This is a genomic window from Nonomuraea sp. 3-1Str, assembly GCF_031570565.1.
Lineage (GTDB): Bacteria > Actinomycetota > Actinomycetes > Streptosporangiales > Streptosporangiaceae > Nonomuraea.
In genome coordinates this window covers 46,908-66,105 of record NZ_JALHBK010000010.1, presented here as the reverse complement: position 1 = coordinate 66,105, position 19,198 = coordinate 46,908, and the positions used below count along the sequence as shown (strand labels likewise).

General features: G+C 69.8%; 21 protein-coding genes. 3 read left to right on the top strand and 18 right to left on the bottom strand.

The annotated features are described in order from the left end of the window. Window positions 1–90: 90 nt before the first annotated feature. The 3 genes from MTP10_RS17895 to MTP10_RS17885 all read right to left on the bottom strand — a co-directional run bounded on the left by MTP10_RS17895 (window position 91) and on the right by MTP10_RS17885 (window position 4,640). Window positions 91–3,363 (bottom strand): LamG-like jellyroll fold domain-containing protein, encoded by a 3,273-nt coding sequence (locus MTP10_RS17895; RefSeq protein ID WP_310710602.1) that lies wholly within the window; start codon window positions 3,361–3,363, stop codon window positions 91–93. A gap of 204 nt (window positions 3,364–3,567) precedes the next feature. Further along, window positions 3,568–4,272: an alpha/beta fold hydrolase gene (locus tag MTP10_RS17890; RefSeq protein ID WP_310710601.1), complete on the bottom strand. Its 705-nt coding sequence runs from the start codon at window positions 4,270–4,272 to the stop codon at window positions 3,568–3,570. 74 nt (window positions 4,273–4,346) lie between these two features. Further along, window positions 4,347–4,640, bottom strand: coding sequence for an ATP/GTP-binding protein (locus MTP10_RS17885; RefSeq protein WP_310710600.1), 294 nt, complete (start codon window positions 4,638–4,640; stop codon window positions 4,347–4,349). 92 nt (window positions 4,641–4,732) lie between these two features. On the opposite strand from MTP10_RS17885, the gene nucS reads away from it, so the two are divergent. Together nucS and MTP10_RS17875 are read left to right on the top strand one after the other, a co-directional pair. Beyond that, window positions 4,733–5,395 (top strand): endonuclease NucS, encoded by a 663-nt coding sequence (gene nucS / locus MTP10_RS17880; protein ID WP_310710599.1) that lies wholly within the window; start codon window positions 4,733–4,735, stop codon window positions 5,393–5,395. 295 nt (window positions 5,396–5,690) lie between these two features. Further along, window positions 5,691–6,233, top strand: coding sequence for a TetR/AcrR family transcriptional regulator (locus MTP10_RS17875; RefSeq protein WP_310710598.1), 543 nt, complete (start codon window positions 5,691–5,693; stop codon window positions 6,231–6,233). 165 nt (window positions 6,234–6,398) lie between these two features. On the opposite strand, the gene MTP10_RS17870 is transcribed toward MTP10_RS17875, so the two are convergent. The 4 genes from MTP10_RS17870 to MTP10_RS17855 all read right to left on the bottom strand — a co-directional run bounded on the left by MTP10_RS17870 (window position 6,399) and on the right by MTP10_RS17855 (window position 10,033). After that, window positions 6,399–6,716 carry an STAS domain-containing protein gene (locus tag MTP10_RS17870; RefSeq protein WP_310710597.1) on the bottom strand — a complete coding sequence of 106 codons (318 nt, stop codon included), beginning with the start codon at window positions 6,714–6,716 and terminating at the stop codon, window positions 6,399–6,401. A gap of 97 nt (window positions 6,717–6,813) precedes the next feature. Beyond that, window positions 6,814–8,001, bottom strand: a complete 1,188-nt coding sequence (locus MTP10_RS17865; RefSeq protein WP_310710596.1) for a histidine kinase — start codon at window positions 7,999–8,001, stop codon at window positions 6,814–6,816. Between the two features lie 11 nt (window positions 8,002–8,012). Then, complete coding sequence (locus MTP10_RS17860; protein ID WP_310710595.1) at window positions 8,013–9,122, bottom strand: ABC transporter permease; 1,110 nt, start codon at window positions 9,120–9,122, stop codon at window positions 8,013–8,015. Then, complete coding sequence (locus MTP10_RS17855; protein ID WP_310710594.1) at window positions 9,119–10,033, bottom strand: ATP-binding cassette domain-containing protein; 915 nt, start codon at window positions 10,031–10,033, stop codon at window positions 9,119–9,121. The genes MTP10_RS17860 and MTP10_RS17855 overlap by 4 nt, the downstream gene beginning before the upstream one ends. A 127-nt stretch (window positions 10,034–10,160) precedes the next feature. Between MTP10_RS17855 and MTP10_RS17850 the strand changes: the two genes are divergently transcribed. Next, window positions 10,161–10,751, top strand: a complete 591-nt coding sequence (locus MTP10_RS17850) for a cob(I)yrinic acid a,c-diamide adenosyltransferase (protein ID WP_310710593.1) — start codon at window positions 10,161–10,163, stop codon at window positions 10,749–10,751. A 154-nt stretch (window positions 10,752–10,905) separates the two neighbouring features. Here the strand turns inward: MTP10_RS17850 and MTP10_RS17845 are convergent, their stop codons facing one another. From MTP10_RS17845 to MTP10_RS17795, 11 genes are all read right to left on the bottom strand, one after another. Next, complete coding sequence (locus tag MTP10_RS17845) at window positions 10,906–11,283, bottom strand: DUF2550 domain-containing protein (protein WP_310710592.1); 378 nt, start codon at window positions 11,281–11,283, stop codon at window positions 10,906–10,908. A gap of 27 nt (window positions 11,284–11,310) precedes the next feature. Then, window positions 11,311–11,709, bottom strand: coding sequence for a F0F1 ATP synthase subunit epsilon (locus MTP10_RS17840; protein ID WP_310710591.1), 399 nt, complete (start codon window positions 11,707–11,709; stop codon window positions 11,311–11,313). A 96-nt stretch (window positions 11,710–11,805) separates the two neighbouring features. After that, window positions 11,806–13,251: a F0F1 ATP synthase subunit beta gene (gene atpD / locus MTP10_RS17835; RefSeq protein ID WP_310710590.1), complete on the bottom strand. Its 1,446-nt coding sequence runs from the start codon at window positions 13,249–13,251 to the stop codon at window positions 11,806–11,808. A 1-nt stretch (window position 13,252) separates the two neighbouring features. Further along, window positions 13,253–14,155 (bottom strand): F0F1 ATP synthase subunit gamma, encoded by a 903-nt coding sequence (locus MTP10_RS17830; RefSeq protein ID WP_310710589.1) that lies wholly within the window; start codon window positions 14,153–14,155, stop codon window positions 13,253–13,255. 3 nt (window positions 14,156–14,158) lie between these two features. Then, entirely contained in the window at window positions 14,159–15,808 is a 1,650-nt protein-coding gene (atpA, locus tag MTP10_RS17825; RefSeq protein ID WP_310710588.1) for a F0F1 ATP synthase subunit alpha, read from the bottom strand. A 23-nt stretch (window positions 15,809–15,831) separates the two neighbouring features. Next, a complete protein-coding gene (locus MTP10_RS17820; protein WP_310710587.1) occupies window positions 15,832–16,641 on the bottom strand; it encodes a F0F1 ATP synthase subunit delta in 810 nt (269 codons plus the stop codon). Beyond that, window positions 16,641–17,192 (bottom strand): F0F1 ATP synthase subunit B, encoded by a 552-nt coding sequence (locus MTP10_RS17815; RefSeq protein WP_310710586.1) that lies wholly within the window; start codon window positions 17,190–17,192, stop codon window positions 16,641–16,643. The genes MTP10_RS17820 and MTP10_RS17815 overlap by 1 nt, the downstream gene beginning before the upstream one ends. Window positions 17,193–17,226: 34 nt before the next feature. Then, a complete protein-coding gene (atpE, locus tag MTP10_RS17810) occupies window positions 17,227–17,457 on the bottom strand; it encodes an ATP synthase F0 subunit C (RefSeq protein WP_189126107.1) in 231 nt (76 codons plus the stop codon). A gap of 71 nt (window positions 17,458–17,528) precedes the next feature. Beyond that, window positions 17,529–18,326: a F0F1 ATP synthase subunit A gene (gene atpB, locus MTP10_RS17805; protein WP_310710585.1), complete on the bottom strand. Its 798-nt coding sequence runs from the start codon at window positions 18,324–18,326 to the stop codon at window positions 17,529–17,531. A 67-nt stretch (window positions 18,327–18,393) separates the two neighbouring features. Further along, window positions 18,394–18,609, bottom strand: coding sequence for an AtpZ/AtpI family protein (locus MTP10_RS17800; RefSeq protein WP_310710584.1), 216 nt, complete (start codon window positions 18,607–18,609; stop codon window positions 18,394–18,396). Between the two features lie 67 nt (window positions 18,610–18,676). Further along, entirely contained in the window at window positions 18,677–19,096 is a 420-nt protein-coding gene (locus MTP10_RS17795; RefSeq protein WP_310710583.1) for a hypothetical protein, read from the bottom strand. Window positions 19,097–19,198 lie beyond the last annotated feature (102 nt).

The window sequence follows — 19,198 nt, the reverse complement described above, 5'->3', positions numbered from 1 at the left end:
CAATCGGTAAGGGGGGTTATTGGGCGGATTCGGCGAGATCTGAGGGGTCGTGGAAGGGGCCGGGGGCCTCGGTCGAGGCCCCCGGCGGATTCATTGGGCGGCGAGCTGGGCAATCTGCTCGACGCTGAGGGGTCCGTCGTAGAGGCGTACGTCGTCGATCGTCCCGGGCCAGTAGCCGGTGAAGGCCCCCGCGCTCTTGGTCCGGCCGAGCTGGAGGGCGCCGACGGCGCTCCACGCGCTCGCGTGGCTGGTGACGCTGGTGGTGGTGAGCTGCCCGTTGACGTAGACGCGCAGCTCACTCCGCAGGGCGTCGTAGACGCCGGCCACGTGCGTCCATTCCAGGGGCACGGCGACGGCGTCCGAGCGGGCCCGCACCAGCGCGGCGGTGTCGGCGTCGGAGGCCGCCATGCCGAGCGTCCACCTGCTCTGCTCCTTGTCGAAGCCGAGCTGGAAGCCCGCGGCCCGGCTGCCCGGCTGGGAGACGGCTGAGGCGTCCCGGGCCGGCAGGTAGTCGAGCTGCGTCCAGACCGCGACCGTGAACCCGGCCTTGGTGTTCACGGCCGGAGCGGCGGCCTGGGCGTAACCGTTGACGCCGTCGAGCGCCAGCGCGCCGTCCAGCCAGCCGGCGGTCCAGGAGGCGGCGCCGCCGAGGGTCGCCGCCGTGCCGCGGCCGGAGGAGTCGGCGGCCGTCACGCCGGTCTCCTCGTCCAGCTCCCAGTGCCCGACCAGGGTCGCGGCGCTGTTGACCAGGTCGGCCACCTCGTCGGCGAACATCGCCCGGCCGTAGACGCGGACCTCGTCCACGTCGCCCGGCCAGAACTCCGCCGCGGCGCCGTTGACCTTGCCGCGGCCGATCGTGAGTGGCCCGGTGGCGTTCCACGGCTTCGTCCAGGCGACCGTGGACTCCAGCTTGCCGTTGACGTAGAGCGAGATCTGGCCCGCCGCGGCGTCGTAGACGCCGGTCAGGTGAGTCCACTCGTTCAATCTCGGGGCCGCCGCGGAGAGGGCGCGAACCGTCGCGGCGCCGTCGGCGTCCGTTCCGGCGCGGGCCAGCGCCCAGCGGTCGTCGGGCTTCGAGTACTGGAGCGCGAAGCCGCCGGTCCTCGCCCCTTCCTGGGTGAGCACGGTGGCGGTGGCGGTGTTGGCCGTCAGGCGGGCCCAGGCGGTGACGGTGAAGTTGCGGCTCGTGTCGATGACGGGGCTGGAGGTCTGCGCGTACGCACTGGCCAGGCGCAGCCCCGACCCGGTCTTGCCGGCCGTCCACGTCGCGCCGTTCAGCGTCGCGGGGTGGGCGTCGGCCGCGTCGGCGGCCACGGTGCCCTGGCCCTCGTCCAGCGCCCAGTGGCCGCTGGGCGCCCGGCCCGAGTTGACGTTGAAGACGTACGTGCGGATCGGGCCGGACTGGCCGGCGCGGTCCTTGCTGCGCACCGACAGGACGTTGGGCCCGTCATGGCGTGGGGTGAGCGCGATCGTGGCCGTGCCGTCGGCGCCCGGGGCGACCTCGGTCTTGGGCGTGGTGTCGAGTCCGTAGACATACGCGGCCACGTCCGGCACGCCGTTGGGCTCGAACCTGAACGTGCCCGCCAGGCCGACGCCGTCGCTCCAGCCGGTCTCGGCGTACTCGGGCGAGGTCACGACCGGCTCCCTGCCGGGGGCCGTGGCGTCCACGGTGGCCTCACACCAGGGACTCCAGGCGCTGGTGGCCTTGCCGTCCTCGGCGCGGACCCGCCAGCGGATGAGCGCGCCGTCGGCGTACAGGCTCGTCGGGATCGTCGCATAGTAGGCGCCGCCGGACGAGCCGGTCGCGGTGACGTACTCACCGGTCTTCGTCCCGGCGGCGTTGTACCACTCGAACCGGCCCTTGACCGAGTTGTCGGCGTCCTTCAGCTTGGCCCACAGCTTCGGCGTGGCGGTGGGGATGACCGGCCGCCCTTCGCCGGAGGTACAGGCGCCGCCCGGGTCGGACCACGCGTCGGCGGCCACGGGGTCGGACGGGATGGAGTTGTACTCGATGACGACGGTCGGGTTGTTCTTGAACTTCTTCCAGGCGTAGACGTCGGTCTCGCTGGTGGCGCGCAGACCGATGGTCATGGAGTTCCACTTCTTGGCGGCGGCGTCCGCGGCCCACGAGGTGACGTCGAACTCCACGCCACCGGGCAGGCAGGAGGAGCCCCAGCCCTTGGCCACGTTCACCGTGGAGAGCAGCCTGGTCCACGACGGCTGGTTGTTCCAGGTGGTGCTCTTGCTGATCGCGCCGGTTCCCCAGGCCTCCACCTTGCGGGCGCTGCACGAGTACGACCACGTCTCGTAGGTGCGCAGCGTCGCCTTGATGATCTGCTTGCCGTGGATCGTCGTCCCGGACGACATCTGGAAGAAGGACCGGTTCTTCTGCGACTCGACGTGGCCGACCCTGGCGACGTCGCTGGAGTTCAGGTAGTTGGAGCTGGGCCAGTTGCTCCAGACCGCCGTCCACGAGCCGCGCGCGGCCGAGAAGTACGGGTCCAGGTAGACGGGGAAGCGGGTCTTGGGGTCGGCCAGCATCTTCCTGTCCGGCTTCAGCCGGAGCCGCCTGCCCGCCAGCTCCACGCCCATCGTGGCCTGCCTGGCTTCCGGGGAGCGGCCTTCCTTGAGCGCCTGCGGGCTGGTGATGCCCTCGGAGTCCCACATCGTCGGCGTGGGCGCGATGAACACCGTCCCGCCGCCACCGTCGAGGGCCTCCAGGTTGCCCGCCTTGTCCGCCTTCAGCGACAGGTCGCTGGTGGTCAGCGGGTACGTCAGGTCGGTCAGGCTCGCCGCCGCCTCACGCGACTTGACCACCAGGATGTGCGAGAAGCCGTCCACGTCCGCGGTGACCTGGAGGTCCACTCCCGGCATGACCTCGGCGTAGGTGGCGGTGTCGCCGTTGAGGGTGGGCTTGGGGAGGGTGCCCTGCCAGCCGAGCTCCAGGGCCTTGGCCCCGCGCGACAGGCGGGCCAGCGGGCCGGGGCCGCCGCCGGAGAACCTGAGACCGGCCGCCGCGGCGACCGGCTCCACCGCGCCGTCGGGGCGCAGGCGCAGCGTGGTGTCCACGGGGACCCAGGCGTCGGCCTTGCGGACGCGTACCGGACGGGCGTACTGCTCCAGGGTGAACGTGCCGTCGGGCTTGGCGAAGACCTGGCGGGTCTCCGTGCGCAACGACTCGACCTCGACCCGCTTCCCGTCGCGACGGGCCAGCGCCAGCGCGGAGGTCTCGGCCGGGTCGGCGCCCGTCCCCCCGGGGGCCGGCCCGCGGAGGGTGTCGTGGGAGGGAACCTGTTGTCGGAGTGCGGCGGCCGAAGCCGGTTCATCCAGGGGCGCCGCCGCGACCGCCCCTGCCAATATCATCACGACGAGCCCACGACCAACGCGCATCCGCCCTCGCAAGCGCCGAGGCGGGACGCCGCGCGGTCAGCCCGCCCGGCGCCTCCACGATCTTCAGTTGCTCGGATTGTTAATCATGATGTGGCTTTCGTCCAGATCTTCTGACAGATTTCATCAGAACAATCTTCGGAGTGAAGAAAATCTCCACAGGCGTGTCCGCCTGTGCGCTCAGACGTGCGTGGGGAGCGGGTACGCGGCCGGGTTGACCCGCTTGACGATCTCGTCCAGCACGATCCGGACGTACGGCTCCCCCACCCACAGGTGCTTGGCCCCGTCCACCCCGATCACCTCGGCCTGCGGCACCCGCGCGAACCGCTCCCGCGCCTCCTCCGGCCGCAGGTAGTCGTCGAACTCCGGCACCAGCACCGTCAGCGGCCGGCCGAAGCGCGCCCACGCGTCGAGGTCGTCGTCCTTGGCGCGGTGCAGCGGCGGCGAGAGCAGGATCGCCCCCTCCACCAGCGGGTCGTGCGCCCACTTCAGCGCCAGCTCCGTGCCGAACGACCAGCCGAGCACCCACACGCGGGGCAGGTCGTGGTACTCGGCGTACTCCAGGGCGGCGGCCACGTCGAAGCGCTCGCCCTCGCCGCCGTCGAAGTCCCCCTGTGAGGTGCCGCGCTCGGAGGACGTCCCGCGCGTGTTGAAGCGCAGCACCGCGAGGTCGGCGAGCGCGGGCAGCCGGTTGGCCGCCTTCTTGAAGACGTGGCTGTCCATGAAGCCGCCATGGGTGGGCAGCGGGTGCAGGGTGACCAGCGTGGCCACCGGGGGGCGGTCGAGGGGCTGGGCCAGCTCCCCCACGAGGGTCAGGCCGTCGCCGGTGTGCAGTTCGATCGGCTCACGCCTGGCCGGCAGCTCGGTGCCCGCGCGGATCTCCACTTCGGTCCCTTCGAGAGTTCGTGCGCCTGTGGTTCGTGCGCCTGTGGTTCGTCTGCGGAAGGAGGGGTCAGGCGTCAGTAGCGGCTGCGGCCCGGACCGCGGTCGAGCCGCTTGCGCCAGCACGCCGTGTGCCAGTGTCGCCGCTCCTCGTCGCCGCCGGGCCAGTTCGGCCAGCTCACCACGTGCGGCTTGGCACCGGGGATCTCCTGGTCGCAGCCCGGACAACGGTAGCTCTTGCCGGACGACGCGCCGGTGAGCATGCGCACCTTCCACTCGCCGTCGGGCCATTCCTCGACACGGTCCGTGCCCCGGGGGAAGCCGGCAGGGCGGGGCGGGGGCTCCCTGCGGCGGGCTCTGCGCGGGCTCATGTCATCCCGGCCACCCGGATGGGGAGTGCCGTCGCTCCCACGCTGTCGAACGCCATGCGTCCAGTTTTCCAGAGCCGCTAAGGTGGACCGTCATGCGGTTGGTCATCGCGCGATGCAGCGTGGATTACATCGGACGGCTCACGGCGCACCTGCCGATGGCTCCCCGGCTCGTTCTCATCAAGGCGGACGGCAGCGTGTCCATCCACGCCGACGACCGTGCCTTCAAGCCTCTCAACTGGATGAACCCGCCGTGCAAGCTCAAGGAGGACGGCGGCACCTGGACGGTCACCCACGGCAAGACCGGCGAGAAGCTGGTGCTGACCATGGAGGAGATCCTGCACGACTCCAGCCACGAGCTGGGCGTCGACCCGGGCCTGATCAAGGACGGCGTCGAGGCGCATCTGCAGGAGCTGCTGGCCGAGCACATCACGACGCTCGGCGACGGCTACTCGCTCATCCGCCGCGAGTACATGACGGCGATCGGCCCCGTCGACATCCTGTGCCGTGACGCGGGCGGCGCGACCGTGGCGGTCGAGATCAAGCGGCGCGGCGAGATCGACGGCGTCGAGCAGCTCACCCGCTACCTGGAGCTGCTCAACCGCGATCCGCTGCTCGCGCCGGTGCGCGGCGTGTTCGCCGCCCAGGAGATCAAGCCGCAGGCGCGCGTGCTGGCCGCCGACCGGGGCATCGACTGCGTCACCCTCGACTACGCCGCGCTGCGCGGCATCGAGCCGGAGAACCCCACCCTCTTCTGACGCTCCCCCCATCAGGACGCGCAGGCGGTGGGTGGGCAGTCGGCGTTTCGCACTGCCCGGCATGAACCTCACCTCGTTCGCCTGCCGGCCCGAGGAGCTTGAGCGGCCGATCAGGATTGTCACGTTCTTGGTCGGCCGACGTAAGAGGTAAACTCCGCGCCCTTTCCCAAAGCGGATCATCCGTCCATAATTGTGTGCTCTGGGGGCCACGATCATGTTGGACGGGTGGAATGTGAACCGGTCTTACCGGGGAATGTCAGCCGAGCAAAGGCTGGCAGACAGACGCGAGCGGCTGATGACGGCCGCGTACACGCTATACGCGAAGCCGGGTTTCGCGGCGACGACCATCGAAAGGCTGTGCTCGGAGGCGCGGATCTCCAACCGCGCCTTCTACGAATGTTTCGGGGGGCGCGAGGAGCTGCTTCAGGCACTGCACGAACGCTGCGTGGAGGAGAGCCTCTCCCACGTGGCCAAGGTCCTGCAGGAGGCCCCGCACAGCCTTGAGGGCAAGGTGGAGGCCGGGATCCGCGCGTATATCGAATTCGCCACGGCGGACTGGCGGCGGGCCCGGATCATGCATCTTGAGGTGCGCCGGTCGGGTGACGTTCTGACGGCCTCGCGGCAGCGCGCGGTGGACGCGTTCGCCCGGCTGATCGAGGAGGCGTCGGCCGAATTCCCGGTGGGCGGCGGCCTCAATCGGCGGCTCGTGGCGCTCGGCGCTATTGGAGCGCTACAAGAGTTGCTCATCGAATGGATCCTCTCGAGCCCTTCGCCGGACATCGGCGAACTCGTCGAGGTGGCCTCGCACATCTTCCGCAGATCGCTCGGTGACCCGTGAAGCGTTGATTACGGATTGTGCTTACTTTGCGGTGCGAGACGGGGATAAAACACCCCTGCCAATCGGTATTTAGGCTGTTGTTTTTTCGCGAACGCCGGTTTCCGGACACGAAGAGAGCGGGCCACGGCATCGTCGTCGCCCGCTCCGCGATGAGCCGCCGCCCCGTCAGGCCACCGCGGCTTCCTCCGCCTCGACGCGCAGCACCCGGTTCAGCCGGGTCACCGCCAGGACGCGCATGATCCGCGGCGGCACTCCCCGGAGGACGAGGCGGCGCTCCCCGGCGGATGCGCGCCGATGCGTGCCCACGAGAACTCCCAGGCCGGTGGCGTCGATCATCTCCAGCTTGGACAGGTCGAGGATCAGGTCTCCCTCACCGGAGTCCACCGCGTCGTGCAGCCGGGCGCGGACCCCGGCCGACGTTCCGGCGTCGAGCCGGGCGCCGATCTGCACCACCTGGGCTTTCGGATTGCCCCGGACTCGCATGCCACCTCCTCATTCACACCGCGCGACCGCACGCGATGCCGGCTTACCCTGTGGCAGGGCGTTCGGGAGGGCCGAAACTCCCTCCGATTCTTTACCCCTACCCAGGAATCGGCAGTGACACGACCGCTTTGAGAATGAAGTGCCCGTCTGTCCCCTGCCGGGCCGTGATCTCGCCGCCCAGCGACGCCATCCGCTCCCGCATCCCGTGCAGCCCGTGCCCCGTCTCACCGTCCGGCTGCCGGGTCTGCGCGCCGTCGTTGCGCACCTCCAGCTCGGCCCGCTCGGCGGTGAAGCTCAGCGTGATCGCGCAGTACGTCGCCGCGCTGTGCTTGAGCACGTTCGTGACGGCCTCCCGCACGGCGTAGGCGAACACGGCCGCGACCTCCTCCGGCGGCTCCCGGTACGGCAGGCGCAGCTCGCACCGGACGCCGGCCGCCTCCAGCACCCCCCGCACGCTGGCAAGCTCGGCGCCGAGGTCCAGCCGCCGGTAGCCGCGCACCGCCTCGCGCAGCTCGCGCAGGGCCGTACGGGTCAGGCCGTTCACCGCGGCCATCTCGTCGCGGGCCGCCCCCATGTCGGCGTCGGACAGGCGCACGGCCAGCGCGGTCTTGACGGCGATGGCCGACAGCCGGTGCCCGACGAGATCGTGCAGGTCCCGGGCGAAGCGCAGCCGCTCCTCCGCGACGGCCAGCCGGGCGTGCGCCTCCATGCCCTCGTGGGCCCGCACGGCCAGCCGGTAGATCCACACCCAGAGCCGGTTGGACACGACGCAGGCCAGGCACATCACCACGTACATGAAGGTGTTCGAGACGGCCACGGCGCCGAGCCACACCGGTCCCCGCGCGTCCGGCATGTCCAGCAGCTGCCACCACCCGGTCGCCGCGGCGGCGACGCTCAACGCGACCCCCAGGAGTGTCGTGCCCGCCCCCAGCGCGAACGCCCGCCGGCGCGGGACACCGACGGCGACGACGGCCAGCCAGGCCACCAGCGCCAGCCCCGCCCCGAACGGCTGCGCCCCGCCCGTCCCCGCCGCCACCACCGCCAGGATCCCGCTCGCCACGATGGACCGCACCGGGTACCTCGACTCGATCACCGCGTTCACCAGCCGCAAATAGAGCGCCGTGAACCCGGCCGCGGCGGCCACGGACACGGCCGGCAGCGGCCACGGCTGAGCGCCCCGGCCGGCCTCGGCCAGGGCGCTCAGCGCCATCCCGCCCCACAGCAGCCCGAGGAACGAGTTCAGCATCCACCAGCACAGGCGGCGCGCCTGCGCGATCTCCCCCACCTACGCCCGCGCTACTTGGTGCGCAGCACGTCGCCGAGCCGGACCCGGGCACCGGTGCGCAGGACGGCCCGCTCGTAGACCCTCGCGCCGAGGGCCAGCACGGCCACCACGGCCGCCGCCATGAGCGCGAGCGCCAGCCCGATCTGCCACAGCGGCACCTCGGCCGCGGCGGTCCGCACCGGCATCACCATCGAGGAGAACGGGGGGATCATCGACATCACGGTGGCCAGCGTGCCGGTCGGCTCCGCGGTCGCGTAGAAGGCGACGCCGTAGGTCACCATGATGAGCATCGTCAGCGGCGACATCACGTTGCCGACCTCCTCCTGGCGCGAGACCAGCGAGGCCAGCGCCGCGGCCAGCGTCGCGAAGAACGCGTAGCCGAGGACGAACCAGACGACGACGCCGGCCACGATGCCCGGCATGCCCGGCGGGAAGTCCGTCGCCACCCCTGAGCCGACGGCCGCGGCGACGCCCACCACGAGGATCGTGACCAGATTGACCAGCCCGAGCACGCCCAAGCCGAGGATCTTGCCGCCGAGCAGCTGCCAGGGGCGGATCGAGGTCAGCAGGATCTCCACGATCCGGCTGCCCTTCTCCTCCACCACGCCCATCCCGACCATCGTCGCCTGGCCGATCAGCAGCATGAACAGCACGAGCACCAGCACCACGGCGATGCCCGTGCGGGCCGCCTGGTAACGGGTGTCGGCGCCGACCGACTCGATCTGCAGCGGCGCGATCCGCACCCCTGAGGCTCCGAGCTTCACCTCACGATTCGTGCTCTGCAGGAGCACGCCGAGCTCCTGGTCGATCTCGCCGTCCGTGAGCACCTTGGCGTCGCCGACGAGCACCGCGTCCACGTCGCCGCCGAGCAGCGCCTTCCTGGCGGCCGCCTCGTCGGGGAACGCCTTCCAGGCGAACTCCGACTCCGGCGCCGCCGCCTCCAGCGGCAGCCGCTGCGCGTTCACGGTGCCCAGCGTGTACGAGTCGGGGCCGCCCATCAGCTTGGGCGCGAACGCGGCGGCGCCCACCAGCACCGCGGTGACGAGGAGGCTGACGAGGAACGCCCTGGTCCTGATCCGGGTGGCGATCTCCCGGCGCGCCACCAGTGCCAGCCCGTTCATGCCACGGCCTCCTTGAAGATCTCGGTGAGGGTCGGCTGCTCGACCCCGAAGTGCTCGACCTGCCCGGCCTTCATGGCCCGGCGCAGGATCTCCTGGTCGTCGCCTGGGTCGCGGCCGGCGGCGGCGTTCACGAGTAGGACGTGCCGCCCGTCCACGACGCTCAGCTCGCCGGGCAGGCCGTCGGCCCAGGCCGGAGCCGGGTCGCGCACCACGACGCGCAGCGTGCCGCCCTCGGCGGCCCGCAGGCCGGTGACCGTTCCGCTCGCCACCATCCGGCCGGACGACACGATGCCGACCGAGTCGCACAGCCGCTCGACCAGGTCGAGCTGGTGGCTGGAGAAGATCACCGGCACGCCGCCCCGGCAGCGCTCCTGCAGCGCCGTGGCCAGCGTGTCGACCGCCAGCGGGTCAAGCCCGGAGAACGGCTCGTCCAGGATCAGCACCTCGGGGTCGTGCACCAGCGCGACCGCGAGCTGCACGCGCTGCTGGTTGCCCAGAGACAGGCCCTCCACGGCGTCGTCGCGCCGCTCGCCCAGGCCCAGCCGCTCGATCAGCGCGGCCGTGGCCTCGGCGGCCCGCGCGCCGCTCAGGCCGTGCAGGCGGCCGAAGTACTCGATCTGCTCGGCCACGCGCATCTTCTGGTACAGCCCGCGCTCCTCCGGCATGTAGCCGAACCGGCGCCGGTCCTCGTACGCCAGCGGGCGGCCCTGCCAGCTCACCGAGCCGGCGTCGGCCTGGAGCACGCCCATGACGATCCGCATCGTCGTCGTCTTGCCGGCGCCGTTCGCGCCGACGAACCCGAACATCTCACCCGGCCGCACGGCGAAACCGATCCCGTCCAGCGCCAGCTTGCCCTCCGGCGAGCCGGGCCCGCCCGCGAAGCGCTTACGCAGCTCGCTGATCTCGAGCATCAGGTCCTCTCCTTCGTCATGAGGCAATAGTGCCGTCAGCGGCATTCGCCCTGGTAGTCGGAGAAATCATGGCTCCGACATGCGCCCCGCGTCCCTTCTCGATGACATTTGTCATTACGCTGACCCCATGACGCGCTCGGACAAGGACAAGCCGGTCGTCCTCTCCCGCATCTACACCCGCACCGGCGACGACGGGACCACGGCGCTCACCGACATGAGCCGCGTCCCCAAGACGGACTCGCGGCTGGCCGCCTACGCCGACGTCGAGGAGGCCAACGCCCACCTCGGAGTGGCGCTCTCCCACGGCACGCTCCCGGCCGAGGTGGCGGACGTGCTGTCACGCGTGCAGAACGAGCTGTTCGACCTGGGTGCCGACCTCGCCACGCCGGTCGTCGCCGAACCGGAGTTCCCGCCGCTGCGGGTCGAGCAGGCGTACGTGGACCGGCTGGAGGAGCTCTGCGACCACTTCAACGAGCCGCTGAAGGCGCTGCGCAGCTTCATCCTGCCCGGCGGCGACCCGGCGACGGCCGCGCTGCACGTGGCCCGCGTGACGGTACGCCGCGCCGAGCGCACCACCTGGGCCGCGCTGGAGGCGCACGACGACATGAACCCGCTCACGGCGGCCTACCTGAACCGCCTGTCGGACCTGCTGTTCATCCTCTGCCGCGTCGCCCACGGGGGCGAGGAGATCCTCTGGAAGCCGGGCGCCACCCGCTAGGCCACCTACGTGGTCAGGGGGCGAACCGCTCGGACGGGTGCGGCGGGCCGTGACGGCGGCCGGCCCCGTGCGGGTCAGAGGGCGTCCCCCTGGAGGCCCTCGGCCCCGTACGCGGGGTGGCGGTCAGCTCGGCCGTGCCGTGACAGAGAGAGATCTAAGCAACGTCGAGATAGGCGCTGGGCGGAGCGGACTCCAGCCAGGCGAGAAAGCCGGTCAGGGCATCGGCGCTCATCGCCAGTGAGATGTTCTTCGCGGAGCCGCCGCAGTCGATCGCGTACAGCCCGTTGTCCAGCTCGCGACGGGACGAAACGACGAGGCCGCGCCTCGCGATCGCGTGGCGCGGCCTCAGTCGCAGACCTATGAGCGGGATCCAGTGGAGCTCCCCGTCGGCGTAGCGGGCTACCCCGCCGCGCCAGCCGTGGCCGGCTGCCCGCAGCCGACAGGGGACGCTGCCGCGCGAGCGGGCCAGCGTGAAGCCGCGCAGGACCACCAGGGCGGCGACCAGTAGCACGCAGATGAATACCGTTGCCACCAATGCCGCCCCCTAGCTTGTTGTTCCTCAGACCTCTTCGCCTGCGGCGCGCAGCCGGGCCTTGGCACGCTGGGCCTCGACCGCCGCGTCGGCGTCCTCCTGGTTGGCCTCGATCGAGGCCTGCGCACGCTCCAGCGCGTCACGCGCGGCCGCGACGTCGACCTCGGAACCGAGCTCGGCCACCTCGGCGAGCACGGACACCTCGTCGTCGGCCACGGAGATGAACCCGCCGTGGACGGCCGCGACCAGCTCGCCTTCCGCACGCTTGACGCGCAGCACGCCGCCCTCGACGAGAACACCGAGCACGGGTGCGTGTTGCGGCATAATACCGATCTCGCCGTCCACGGTCTTGGCAATCACCATGTCGGCCTCGCCCGACCAGATCTCACGCTCGGGTGAGACAACCCCTACGCGTAGCTTGGCCACTTGTGCAGGTTCCTTTCCGATCAGGTGGTGGCGCGGCCTCGGCCGCACCACCACCGTATCTCCGGACGGGCCGCGCCCGCCCTATGGCCGGGGCGACTAGCGCTCGAGTTCCTTCGCCTTGGCGATGGCCTGGTCGATGCCACCGACCATGAAGAAGGCCTGCTCGGGCAGGTGGTCGTACTCGCCGGCGCACAGGCCCTTGAACGAGGCGATCGTCTCGTCCAGCGGCACGGTCTCGCCCGGCTGGCCGGTGAAGGCCTCGGCCGCGTACATCGGGTGCGACAGGAAGCGCTCGATGCGGCGGGCCCGCTGGACGGTGACCTTGTCCTCCTCGGAGAGCTCGTCGATACCGAGGATGGCGATGATGTCCTGCAGCTCGCGGTACTTCTGCAGGATCCGCTTGGTCTCCTGGGCCACCCGGTAGTGCTCCTCGCCCACGATCTGCGGGTCGAGGATCCGGGAGGAGGAGTCCAGCGGGTCCACCGCCGGGTAGATGCCCTTCTCCGAGATCGGCCGCGACAGCACGGTCTGCGCGTCGAGGTGCGCGAACGCGTTGTGCGGGGCCGGGTCGGTGATGTCGTCGGCGGGCACGTAGATCGCCTGCATGGAGGTGATCGAGTGACCGCGCGTCGAGGTGATGCGCTCCTGGAGGACACCCATCTCGTCGGCCAGCGTCGGCTGGTAACCCACGGCGGACGGCATACGGCCGAGCAGCGTGGAGACCTCGGAACCGGCCTGCGTGAAGCGGAAGATGTTGTCGATGAAGAGCAGCACGTCCTGCTTCTGGACGTCGCGGAAGTACTCGGCCATCGTCAGCGCCGTCAGGGCGACCCGCAGACGGGTGCCCGGCGGCTCGTCCATCTGGCCGAACACCAGCGCGGTGTCCTTGAGGACGTCGGCCTCCTCCATCTCCAGCCAGAGGTCGTTGCCCTCACGGGTGCGCTCGCCCACACCGGCGAAGCACGAGGTGCCACCGAAGTTACGGGCGACGCGGCGGATCATCTCCTGGATCAGAACGGTCTTGCCGACACCGGCGCCACCGAACAGACCGATCTTGCCACCCTGCACGTACGGGGTGAGCAGGTCGATGACCTTGATGCCGGTGACGAGCAGCTCGGTACGGGACTCGAGCTGGTCGAAGGCCGGCGACGGACGGTGGATGCCCCAACGCTCAGTGATCTTGAGCGAGGAGGTCGGCACGTCGAGCGTCTCGCCCAGCGCGTTCCACACGTGGCCCTTGACGACGTCGCCGACGGGCACCGAGATGGGCGCGCCGGTGTCGGTCACGGCGTGGCCGCGGACCAGACCGTCGGTGGGCTGCATGGAGATGGCCCGGACGACGTTGTCGCCCAGGTGCTGGGCGACCTCGAGGGTGAGGGTCTTGGTCTCGCCGCCGAGGGTCACCTCGACCTTGAGCGCGTTGTACATCTCGGGCATCGCCTCGACGGGGAACTCCACATCGACGACGGCGCCGGTGACACGGGCCACCCGGCCGGTGCCGCCCGCGGCACTCTCTACAGTCTCAACAGCCTCTGCAGTCATTTCACTCTTTCCCGGCTGCGGCGTCAGCCAGCGCGTTGGCGCCACCGACGATCTCGCTGATTTCCTGGGTGATCTCGGCCTGGCGAGCCTGGTTCATCTGCTGGGTCAGCACCCGCATCAGCTCGTTGGCGTTGTCGGTCGCGGACTTCATGGCGCGCCGCCGCGCGGCCTCCTCGGAGGCCGCCGACTGCAGCAGCGCCGTGAAGATACGGGACTCCACGTAGCGCGGCAGCAGCGACTCCAGCACGTCGCCCGCGGTCGGCTCGAACTCGAAGTACGGCGGGATCGTGGTGGACTCGGTCGCCTCGGTCTCCTCGACCTCCAGCGGCAGGACCCGCTTGACCACGACGTTCTGCGCCAGCATCGAGACGAACTCGGTCGACACGATGTGGATCTCGTCGATGCCGTTCTCGTCCTTGAACGAGTCGATCAGCATCTCGGCGATCTCCTTGGCGTCGGCGTAGGCCGGCTTACGGGAGAAGCCGACCCAGCTGCCGCCCATCTCCCGGTTGCGGAAGGTGTGCCAGGTGACACCCTTGCGCCCGGTGACGAACGGCGTCACGGTCAGCCCGCGGCTCTCCAACAGACCGCGCAGGGCCTCGGCCTCGCGCAGCACGTTGGCGTTGAAGCCGCCGCAGAACCCGCTGTCGCTGGTGACGATGAGGACGCCCGCCCTGGCGGGGTTCTCCTTCGCCACGGTCAGCGGATGGTCGACGCTCGCCGCGTTGCTGACGACGCCGGTGACGGCGCGAGTGATCTCACGCTCGTACGGGATCGCCGCCTGCATCCGCTGCTGCGCCCTCACGATCCGTGAAGAGGCGATGAGCTCCTGGGCGCGCGTGATCTTGGCGGTCGACTTGACCGACGTGATCCGCCGCCTCAGCAGCCTTAGCTGGGCACCCATGGCCTACTTCTTCTCCGCCGGGCGGACGACCTTCTGGATCTTCTCCTGGCCGACCTCGTGGGCGCCGAGCGGCGTCACCGGCTCGTCCTTGACCAGCAGCTCACCGGAGGAGGTGGTGAAGCCCTTCTTGAACTCCGTGATGGCGTCCTTCAGAGCGGTCACCGTGTCGTCCGACAGCTCCTTGGTCTCGCGGATGGCGTCGAAGACGCCCTTGCGCGAGCTCTGGAGGTAGTCCAGGAACTCGGCCTCGAAGCGGCGCACGTCCTCGGCCGGCACCTCGTCGAGCTCACCGGTGGTGCCGGACCACACCGACACGACCTGCTTCTCGACGGGGAACGGGGAGTACTGCGGCTGCTTGAGCAGCTCGACCAGCCGCTGACCGCGGTCCAGCTGGGCGCGGGAGGCGGCGTCGAGGTCGGAGGCGAACGCGGCGAACGCCTCCAGGTCGCGGTACTGCGACAGCGACAGCTTCAGCGTGCCCGCGACCTTCCGCATGGCCTTGATCTGCGCCGAGCCACCGACTCGGGAGACCGAGATGCCGACGTTGATGGCGGGGCGGACACCGGCGTTGAACAGGTCCGTCTCAAGGAAGCACTGACCGTCGGTGATGGAGATGACGTTGGTCGGGATGAACGCCGAGACGTCGTTGCCCTTCGTCTCGATGATCGGCAGACCGGTCATCGAGCCGCCGCCCATGTCGGCGGAGAGCTTGGCGCAGCGCTCCAGCAGACGGGAGTGGAGGTAGAACACGTCGCCCGGGAAGGCCTCACGGCCCGGCGGGCGGCGCAGCAGCAGGGAGACGGCGCGGTAGGCGTCGGCCTGCTTGGTCAGGTCGTCGAAGACGATCAGGACGTGCTTGCCCTGGTACATCCAGTGCTGGCCGATGGCCGAGCCGGTGTAGGGGGCGAGGTACTTGTAACCCGCCGGGTCGGAGGCCGGGGAGGCGACGATGGTGGTGTACTCCATCGCGCCCGCCTCCTCCAGGCGGGCCTTGACCTGCGCGATCGTCGAGCCCTTCTGGCCGACCGCGACGTAGACGCAGCGGACCTGCTTCGTCGGGTCGCCGGTCGCCCAGTTCTCGCGCTGGTTGAGGATGGTGTCCACGGCGATCGCGGTCTTGCCCGTGCCGCGGTCGCCGATGATGAGCTGGCGCTGGCCGCGGCCGATCGGCGTCATGGCGTCGATCGCCTTGATGCCGGTCTGCAGCGGCTCCTTCACCGGCTGCCGCTGGACGACGGACGGGGCCTGCAGCTCGAGGGCGCGAACGCCCTCGGCCTCGATGGCGCCCTTGCCGTCGAGCGGGTTGCCCAGCGGGTCGACCACGCGGCCGAGGAAGCCGTCGCCGACCGGCACGGACAGGACCTCGCCCGTCCGGCGGACCGTCTGGCCCTCCTCGATCTTGCTGAAGTCGCCCAGGATGACGACACCGATCTCACGGGTGTCGAGGTTCAGGGCCAGACCGCGCGTGCCGTCCTCGAACTCCAGCAGTTCGTTCGCCATCGCCGAGGGAAGGCCGGAGACATGGGCGATTCCGTCGCCACAGTCGACGACGGTCCCGATCTCCTCGCGCGCGGCGCCTTCCGGTTCGTACGCCTGGACGAAGCGCTCAAGCGCGTCCCGGATCTCGTCCGGCCGGATCGTAAGCTCCGCCATCTCTACTCTGTCTCCCTCTTCGCCTAGCCGGCCAACCGGCGGCGGACTTCTTCGATTCGTCCCACAATGGTGGTGTCGATGATCTCGTCGCCGATGCGGACCGAGAAGCCACCGAGCACTCGCGGATCCACCTCGACGTTCAGGTGCACGTCGCGGCCGTAGGAGGTGCGCAACCACGTCGCCAGGCGCTGCTTCTGCTCGTCGGTCAGCTCGACGGCGCTGCGCACCACCGCGACATAGCGCTGGCGCTGCTGCGCGACGAGCTGGCCGAACTCCTCCAAGCCTGCTTCCAGGCTACGTCCTCGCGGGTGAACTGCCACCTGCGTGATGAGGCGCCGGCTCGCCATCGCCGCCTTGCCGCCGAGCAGGTCGCTCAGCAGCTGCCGCTTGCCCTCCTCCGGGGCGTCGCCGGCGGCGAGCGCGCGGCGCAGTGCGGGGTTGGCGGCGACCACGCGGCCGAAGCGGAAGAGCTCGTCCTCCACCTCGTCGAGCGTCCCCTGGCTCTCGGCCTCCGCGGCGGCGGCGACGACGCCGAGCCGTTCGAGGACGTCGGCGAGGTCACTCGCGCGCGACCACCTGGCCGACACGGCGGCCTCGGTGGTGGCGAGCGCGGCCTCGCCGACCTTGCCCGCGAGCAGGGCCCGCACGGAGCCGGCCTTGATCTCCGCCGACCTGGAGGGGTCGGACAAGGCGCGGCGCAGGCCGTGCTCGCGGTCGAGCAGATCGGCGATCGCGAACAGCTCGTCGGAGAGCGCGCCGAGGTCGGCGCTGCCGGCGACCGCGTTGAAGCGCTCCTCGACCTCTGCCAGCGAGCTTCTGCTCAGGCCTCTCATTAGCGCACCGCCTGCGCGCTGGAGCTCTCGAGCTCGTCGAGGAACCGGTCGACGGTGCGACGCTGCCGGGCCTCGTCCTCGAGGGACTCGCCCACGATGCGGCCGGCCAGGTCGGTGGACAGGCGGCCGATCTCGGCGCGGAGCTGGGCGAACGCCTGCTGGCGGTCGGCCTCGATCTGCGCGTGCGCAGCCTCGATGAGGCGGCGGGCCTCGGCCTGCGCCTCCTCACGGAGCTCCGTCTTGATCTGGGCGGCCTGCTCGCGAGCCTCCTCGCGCAGCCGGGCCGCCTCCTGCCTGGCCTCGGCCAGCTGGTCGCGGTACTGCTGCTGCAGTGCCTGCGCCTCGGCCTGGGCCTCCTCCGCCTTCTTGATGCCGCCTTCGATCGCGTCGGTGCGCTCGGCCAGCGTCTTCTGAATACGCGGGACAAGCATCCGTCCGACGACGAAGAAGACGACGGCGAAGGAGAAGATACCGACGACGAGCTCATAGGGATGCGGGATGAGGGGGTTGCCGCCCTCCTCCGCCGCGAGGAGCGTAGCTGCGAGTGTCATGGATGCAGCCTTTCGTCAGGGATTCTTCTGGTCTTTAGATGTTCGCGAAGATGAACGGCGCGACCAGACCGATCAGGGCGAGGGCCTCGGTGAGGACGAAGCCAAGGAGCATGTTCTGGCGGATCAGGCCGTAAGCCTCGGGCTGGCGCGCGATGGCCTGCACGCCCTGACCGAAGATGATGCCGACGCCGATGCCGGGGCCGATGGCGGCGAGACCGTAACCGATGGCGGTGACGTTGCCGGAGACCTCAGCGAGAACGCTCATTGCTGTTTTCCTTTACTGGACGGCCGGTGAAGCGGAGTCTCACCGGTCATGGATATTCCGGTTGGTGGTTCTCAGTGCTCTGCGTGCAGCGCGCCGCCGATGTACATCGCGGCCAGCATGGCGAAGAGGAACGCCTGCAGGAACTGGATGAACATCTCGAAGCCGGTGAGGATGATCGTCATGACCACGCCGACGACACCGACCGGAGCGCCCAGGGGGGTCAGCTTCTCGAACAGGAACCAGAAGCCCACCATGCTGAAGAACGCCAGCAGCATGTGACCGGCGAACATGTTGGCGAACAGTCGCACCGCGTGCGTGAAGGGCGCGATGATCATGTTCGACAGGAACTCGATCGGGGCGAGCAGCACGTAGATCGGCTTGGGCAGACCCGGCGGGAACATCATGTTCTTGAAGTAGCCGATGCCGCCCTGGTGCTTCATGCCCAGGTAGACCTTGAGCACGTAGATCGAGATCGCGAGGACGGCCGGGAAGGCGATGTGCGAGGCGACCGGGAACTGGAGCACGGGGACGACGCCCATGAGGTTCCAGACCAGCACCAGGAAGAACACGCTGACCAGCAGGCCCATCCAGCGGTCGGCGTCCTTGCCCAGGAAGGGCCGCGCGACCTGGTCGCGGACGAACATGTAGCCGTACTCGGCGACGTTCTGGACGCCCCTCGGTACGATCTTGGGGCTGGCGAAGGCAGCCCAGCAGAAGCCGATCACAAGGATCGAGCTGAGGATGGCGAGCAGGACCGGCTTGGTGAACCAGTCGACCCCGGGAATGATGGGGGGCAGATCGAACAGCTCGCCAGGCGTAGGCGCTCCGAACTCGTCGCCCGGTGATGCCAGGACCGTCAGCGCACTCACGCGGCGTTCCCTTCAACGTCGTAATGGATCACAGGAGTTTCCTCGGCGAGTCGGTCGCCGTACAGAGTCAGCGACTGTGTCGCCGGTAGACCGCGTAGCCGGCGAGCACCAACCCAAGGACGATGCCTATGGGGAAGAACGCGGACATGCCGAGCCAGCGGTCCAGCAACCACCCGATGCCCCCGTAGATAGCCATCCCGGCGAGAAGATAGCTGGGGACCGCCCACATGGCGTCGGCGAAGTCGCGACCGTCTGACTCCGGCCGGCGTTCCTTTTCGCTCATCGCGCGCCCGACGATAGCAGGCGCAGAGAGGACTAGTCATATCGGACCCGCCCGGTTGCCGGCTCCATCAGTCGCCCTTCCCGGGGACCTTGGCCTCGGGGTCCACGTACAGCATCTTGGTCTTCATGAAGGCGCGCACCTCGAAACCCGTCCAGACGATCGTGCAGACCACCACGGACCAGGCGAACGCCTTGGGATTCCACGCGCCGGTGTCGCCGAAGGCGGAGAGCATCGCCATGACGGCGACCACCTTGACGAGATAGCTGACCATCGCGGCGATGGCCATGATCTGGGGGGAGACCTTTGCGGCATAGCTCACGGCTACCACGCTGATACTGAAGAAAACCCCGACCAGCAGAGCGCCGACGACCGCGCCGAACATCCCTTTGCCGCCGGCGACCACGAGGGCCACGACCGCGACGATCGCTCCCGCCCCGAGGGTGGGAAGCGCGGCGCTTTTGAGGACGCGCACGTCGTTGGCCTGCATCGGTGCTCCATAAGGCAAATTGTCAAGCGAGCGTTTGCTACCTCCAGAGCCTACGCAATGGAGGTTCCCTGCTCGTGAAAGATATCACAAGCTCACGGAAGA